The organism is Acidovorax cavernicola (assembly GCF_003581445.1).
In genome coordinates, this window is the sequence record NZ_QXMN01000086.1 from 1 (window position 1) to 5989 (window position 5989).

5 protein-coding genes are annotated in these 5989 nt (G+C 58.3%); all 5 read left to right on the forward strand.

Going from position 1 to position 5989, the window contains the following annotated elements:
• A partial coding sequence (locus D3H34_RS30665) for a DUF2345 domain-containing protein (RefSeq protein ID WP_119558619.1) occupies positions 1-812 on the forward strand: 812 nt, incomplete at its 5' end.
• Positions 813-824: 12 nt separating this feature from the next.
• Positions 825-1769: a DUF4123 domain-containing protein gene (locus D3H34_RS30670; protein WP_119558620.1), complete on the forward strand. Its 945-nt coding sequence runs from the start codon at positions 825-827 to the stop codon at positions 1767-1769.
• Between the two features lie 49 nt (positions 1770-1818).
• On the forward strand, positions 1819-4185 hold the full coding sequence (locus tag D3H34_RS30675; RefSeq protein WP_147400526.1) for a T6SS effector BTH_I2691 family protein: 2367 nt from the start codon (positions 1819-1821) through the stop codon (positions 4183-4185).
• 15 nt (positions 4186-4200) lie between these two features.
• Positions 4201-4683 (forward strand): hypothetical protein, encoded by a 483-nt coding sequence (locus D3H34_RS30680; protein WP_147400527.1) that lies wholly within the window; start codon positions 4201-4203, stop codon positions 4681-4683.
• On the forward strand, positions 4680-5714 hold the full coding sequence (locus D3H34_RS30685; RefSeq protein WP_147400528.1) for a DUF6708 domain-containing protein: 1035 nt from the start codon (positions 4680-4682) through the stop codon (positions 5712-5714). The genes D3H34_RS30680 and D3H34_RS30685 overlap by 4 nt, the downstream gene beginning before the upstream one ends.
• Positions 5715-5989 lie beyond the last annotated feature (275 nt).

Here is a 5989-nt window from a genome sequence, read left to right on the forward strand (position 1 = left end):
GTGAGGGCTTTGAGCTGAGGACTGACGGGCATGGGGTGTTGCGGGCGCAGGACGGCATGCTCGTCACCACGGAAGCCAGAAACAACGCAGCAAACCATGCCAAGGATATGGGGGAAACAACCCAACGGTTGAAGGCTGCTCAGGATCAGCATCAAGGTCTGGCAGAGGCTGCAGCAACGGCCAAGGCCCAGAGCGAAGGCGAAGACCAGGCCGCCGTGGCGCAAGCGCTCCAAGCGCAGAACGACGTCATCCAAGGCAGCGGCGGTGACAAGGCCCAAGGTCGATTCCCTGAACTCATCGAAGCCCAGTTGGTACTCGCCAGCGCCGCTGGCCTCGCCGCCACCACACCGGGAAGCCTTCATCTCCAAGCCGGGGAACACATCGCGATCAGCAGCCAGCACCACACCAGCATCAGCGCAGCCAAGCGGCTGCTCGTCAGCGCCAAGAACGGCATCCGCCTGTTTGCGCTTCGAGGCGGCATGAAGTGGATCGCCGGCAACGGCAAATTTCAGATCGAGGCACACAAGGATGCGATGAATCTGACCGCGAAGAAGGCCGTCCGCATCACAAGCACCACCAGCGAGATCCGAATCACCGCGCCGATCAAGGTGGTGGTCAACGGCGGAGGAAGTTTCACCGAGTGGAGCAGCACGGGCATCCTGCATGGCACGCCTGGGGGATGGGTGGAGCATGCGGCGGCGCATCTCAAAGTGGGACAGGATTCGAGACCTATTCCCAAGCCTGCCTTCAAGTCATGTGCGCAACAAATTCGCGATGCCTCGGCCAGTGGCGCCGGCTCCATCAAGCACTAGAGGTCGTCAGTCATGAGTGCATGGAATGCCCTCGATGCCTCCACTTGCAGCGCTCTCGCGTTGGAGATTGAGGTCATCACCGCGCTGAGTGAGTCCTCGAATGCAGCGCCCTATCTTCTGCTGGATCAAGGCGAAGCGGACTTTCTTCCGGGCCAAAGGGTGTGCTTGCGACCAATCCCCGATTCCTATTTCAAGGATGAACCGTCGCGAGCCCCGCATCTGTTGCCGTTGAAGCTTCCTGCGGATCATTTGATCCTGCAGGAGGCCTTGGCATCGGCCATCCTGACCGCGCCCCAACGCCTTCACGCCAAAAAGATCTCGGCCCTGCTGCTGATCTCGTGCGACATCGAAGCGCTGCTAGCGCACTTTCGAGCTTTGAGTTTGCAGTACGACCCCACGGCAGAGGATGAGTCTGCTTGTGTGATGCGGTACCAGGATCCGCGCGTCATGCAGCGGGTATGGCCGATCTTGAGCGAAGGCCAGAGACGGGCGTGGCTCGGCCCGATACGGCACTGGTACGCCGCCACGCAGCCCACAGGCCCCATCGTGACGGAAGCGGCCGCCGCGCCCACTCTTTGGCACGCGACACCAGCTCTCTCGGATGTGCAACCGCATTCCCGCGTGCATCACTTGCTCGACTCGGTGCAATGGCGATTGGCTCACGGCGCACCTTCCGAAAACAGCTTCTGGCAAGTCGTCAGCCTGAGATCGGCGTCCGGTCATACCGCACCCTATCCAAGCACCGGGACCTTGCGCAATTGGCTCAGCGAGGCTGCGTCGAGCGGCCTGGGGACCAATGATCAAACCGAATGGGCACTGTGCCAATGGGGTGTCGGACAGGACTACTGGCAGAGTGCCGTGGGCCAACGCCAGTCTTGTGCCGCACTCGAGATGCAGAAAAAACACGCGGGCCTCGGTTTCTCGGATGCATGGCACATGGCTGGTCTGAGTTTGTAGACCCCATCGCGCACCCCCCCTTTCTCGCTCTCTCTGAACACTTCTTTCGATGGCCTGCAAAACACCCTGCGATGCCTGCAAACCAGGCGATCTTCCGATCTTGTTCACTCGCTACGCCGCTACTTTCAGTGCTGATGCAGCCCGCGCGGCAGCGCTGACAAAGCTCACGCCGTCCGGTGAATTCAAGGCGCCGCCCACGCCATTGAAAACAGCGAGCTATGCCGTGCGCATGCTCCGCGAAGGGGTCTTGTATGTCTTGCTTGAGCGCGCAGGCAGGAAAAAGTGGACAGGCTACATGGTGCATCCGCATGGCTACCTAAGCCCCTTCAATCCTCAATTGACACCAGTGCCCGCGGAGGCGGCCGCACCGGCTTGCGAAGTTGTCATTCGCGGCGCGAACAAGAGCTTGGTCTGGGTGCCCGATCCGACGAGTGTCACGAATCTTTGGTACTTCTTTCATCCGGATGTGGTGCTGCCGGACGTGCTTCAGCAGTTGGAGGAAAACCCTGCTGATCTGCTGCGATTGGACGTAGCTGAATGGACCAAGAATCCGGGGTCTCAATCTCACACCTGTGTGCCCAGCGAACTGGCAGTCAAGGTCGCGGAATGGGCTGCGTTGAAAGACGAGGTGATGCTGGCAGGCCTCAATGAGCAACTCTATGGGGTGATGGGCATTGACACCTCAGAGCAGGGATATGGGGAAGGACAAGTTCCCATCTACGTCAGTGCTGTCCTCAAGAAAAGTCGCACCGACCCACCCCCTTCGGACATCTTCAGTGCAGACAATCCATGGGGGCAATGGCGCAAGACAGAGCGCATGGGGCCGGGGACATTGCCTCCCTATGTCGAAGTACATCGGGATCGCCTCAAGCAGATCGCGAGAGCATTGGCCGGGGAGCTTTCGGAGCCGAAAAGGTCTGTGGGTGTGGTTGCCGCATGTCACGATGCCATCGGGATTGCCCAGGAAACGAATCACTGGCGCAACAAGCCCTACCGAGACTTGATTCAGTGGGGCGACGTGGTGGAGAACGCCACGGGCGCTCCCGCCGTGACCGGACCGGAAGCGCCACCGTCGGGGAACAAGCAGTCTCGCAAGACGCGCTTCGAGATTGCGAACGGTTGGAAGAAATTGGAAGCGCTCTTCAAGCAGCGCCGCATTGCATACGTGTCGCGCGAAATCGAAGTGAGCGAAACGGCGACCCGAGAACCCATTTTTCTCGAAGACAAGCCGGCGGTTCTGCCCGGCACGGCACGTTCGAATTCACGCGTATTCGAGTCTCGTGCGGACTACGCCGCCTACCTGAAAAGAATTGAGAGCGCAAAGACCGGGGCTGCCAAGAGTGCCAACGCTCGGTGGGACGAATATGCCTCCGGAATCGATCTGGATGCCATGGAGAAAGTTCAGACTGCGTACGCGAAGAAATCCAAGGAATTTGAGGCAATCGCTAACGCGCGGGCACCGGACTCCTTGGCTTGGGTGGATTGCGAACAACTGCGACGAGCATTGGCTTTTTACGACGGGAAAGGACGTCAAGATATCTCTCAAGGTGTCAAGTGCGCCGCACAGATCAATGGAATTCTCGAGGGCTTCAACGGTGGCGGGGAGCTTTGCGAAAAGCGACTCATGACGTGGGCCAAGGATCACTCGGATGAACCGAAAAATCTTCTGTGGCGCGGGTACTTGATGAATCAGGAAGACGCGCAAGCAAGCTTCAGGACAGCCATGGAGGCCGCACAGACTCCTGCTACCTCAGTCGCAAGCATGGTGCAGTACTTCAAAGATCAATTGGACAAGTTTGCGAAGTTCAACGATCTCATGGCAGATGAAAACAAAACGAGCATACGGATCTGCAAGGCCATCCCGATATTCGGATTCAGTCCCATCATCAATCTGATCGGCCACACCATATTCAAAGCGGGAAGTGGAAAATTGAATTGGGAGAAGAAGCTGGCTCGATCACTCATGATGAGCTTGATTGCGGGGGCGGGAAGCCCTGCTGCCATCGAGTTGCACGCGCGCTATCGCCGCGTTCTAAGTGAAGTCACTCCTGAGAAATTCAAAGCCATTGCCGACTATCAATACAAGTGGAGTCAGCAGAGCTTGAAGGTCGAGAGCCATGCCACGATCAACAAGATCATGGCCGAAGGAGGAAGCGGGGACTTCTTCAAGATGCGATTGACTGGCGTCATGACGCTTGTCGAAGGCATCCTTCTGAGCTTCAAAGCAAAGCAACTGGCGGACGCGAAAGACGTGGATGCGGCGCAAAAGGCCGCTTGGGAACTCGGCGCCGCAGCCTTGACAACCACATCGGCGGGACTAGAGATAGGCGCCATGACGCAAGAGTGGCTGATATCGAAGAGTTTTCCCCATGGCGGCACCCGGGCTATGGCCGAGATTCGACTGGGCGGCTTCTAGCTGGCAGGGAACGCTTTGGCAGGAATCGCGGGAATCGTATCGGCCTGTCTGGACTACGGCGATGGGAAAAAATACAGACAAGAGGAAAAATATGCGTTGGCTTGGATGTTCTATGGACGCGGAGCGGCCCACAGCGTCAACTTCGCTTCCGGCCTCGTTCTTGGGTTCTCGTATGCCGGTCCGTTGATGGAGCATCTGGCAAAAGGCGTGGGCTTTGATTCATTGCGAGGCCGAGCGTTGCAAGTTCTCGCTGCTCGAGCTGCCGCGCTTGCGCTCGGAAGGGCCGCCTTATTTGCCGCCAGTTTGTGGGTCACGCTGGCGATCATGTCCATCACATGGATCATTGGACGGCTCAGCGACAACGAACTTCAGAAGTGGATCAAGCGGTCGAGCTTTCGAGTACCCCCAAAGCCGGGGGACCCATCCGAGCCGCTCTATGAAAAGGCTGGTGAAGAGCTGGTGGCCCTGTATATCGCCTTCAAGGTGGTAGAGGAATGATGTATTGGTTCGAGAAAATTGACTATGACGCAGCCAGGGAAATGGCCGCGGAGGAGCTTCGAATAGGCCGCAGAAATACCGCTGATGAGACGATCGCCAAAGCAAGAAAAGGAGGGCTTCTACTGACCAAACAGCAGTTTGAAGGCACTCAGCCTTATGACCGGCACGAGCGGATCCTGGAGCGCGCGGACGACCAAGGCTTGCTGCACGCCTATAACGACGAATGGCTTGAAGTGAGAACCTGGTGCAACGACATTCGAGGTGTGACCACCTTGTTCGGGTGGGGGTGCTACTGGATGGCGTGGAGTTTTGTTGCCACAGGATGGTTGGACGTCATCTTTCTGTACCTGACCGGGCATCGCGCGGATGGAACGGAGCTGGTTAGAACAACGGCACTGGTCGCGCTGCTGAACGCCATCGGATTCACGGTATTCACGGCTGGCTTTACGTGGGCAATGCAGCGTTATTTCTTCCGCTACGAGCTGTTCACCCAACGCTGGATTCGCCTTAGATTCAATCGAGCAACCAGGAAGGTGTACTTGCTTCGCCCCAAATATGCAGGAGGCTTGATGGTGTTCGATTGGCCTGATACAGACCCAAGTTTGAGCAAGAGCGCCGACGCCGATGCCGTCTTCATGCATTGGCCCGCCCTGATCTGGGGAAGCGAGACGGAGTTGGGCAAGGTCGGCGCGATGCAGTTCATCGGGCGACGGACCAGCTTCAAGACGGTGGGCGATTGGATGGCATTCTGGGAGTACATCCGTCGATACATGGAGGAGGGCCCGGACGCAGTGCCCAAACCCAGAACAGTCATTGGTTATCGGCCCAGCGTCAAGGAAGCCTGGATCAGCGTGACCCAGTGGTATCCGGCGTTCCAGCAGAAGGGGTTCATCGGAAAGATCAGCGATGGGATCTCGTTGCTGATTCTTCCGCTGATCGTGCTGATGTTCATCGGTAACTTTCTCGGGCAGTGCCTGACATGGCAAGCACGGTTTCCTGAGGAAATCGAAAGTGCTGGGGATGTTGTCTAGCTGCGTCCTGCCCCAATTGCAGTCGAAAGGGGTTGCCAAATTGCTTCGCAGGCTACAGGGCCGTCTGATCGAGATCCTCGGGCTCGGGCGGCTGATCGACGAACTCGGTCCGCGCACCGATACCTACCGGAACTTGTAGCTGGGCCCGTCGACCCGGCGTCTGATCGATTCTGGGCGCTGATGGCGCTTTCCGGCGACATCCCGTCAGAGCGGTAAGCCAGCGACCGGCCCCGCATCTACTCCCTTCGCCGTACCCCTCCCGCCCCGCCTAGGCC

Bases quoted from the DNA above. Each gene is read 5' to 3' on its own strand.
- D3H34_RS30670 (WP_119558620.1), top strand. From the start codon at position 825: ATGAGTGCATGGAATGCCCTCGATGCCTCCACTTGCAGCGCTCTCGCG.
- D3H34_RS30675 (WP_147400526.1), top strand. From the start codon at position 1,819: ATGGCCTGCAAAACACCCTGCGATGCCTGCAAACCAGGCGATCTTCCG.
- D3H34_RS30685 (WP_147400528.1), top strand. From the start codon at position 4,680: ATGATGTATTGGTTCGAGAAAATTGACTATGACGCAGCCAGGGAAATG.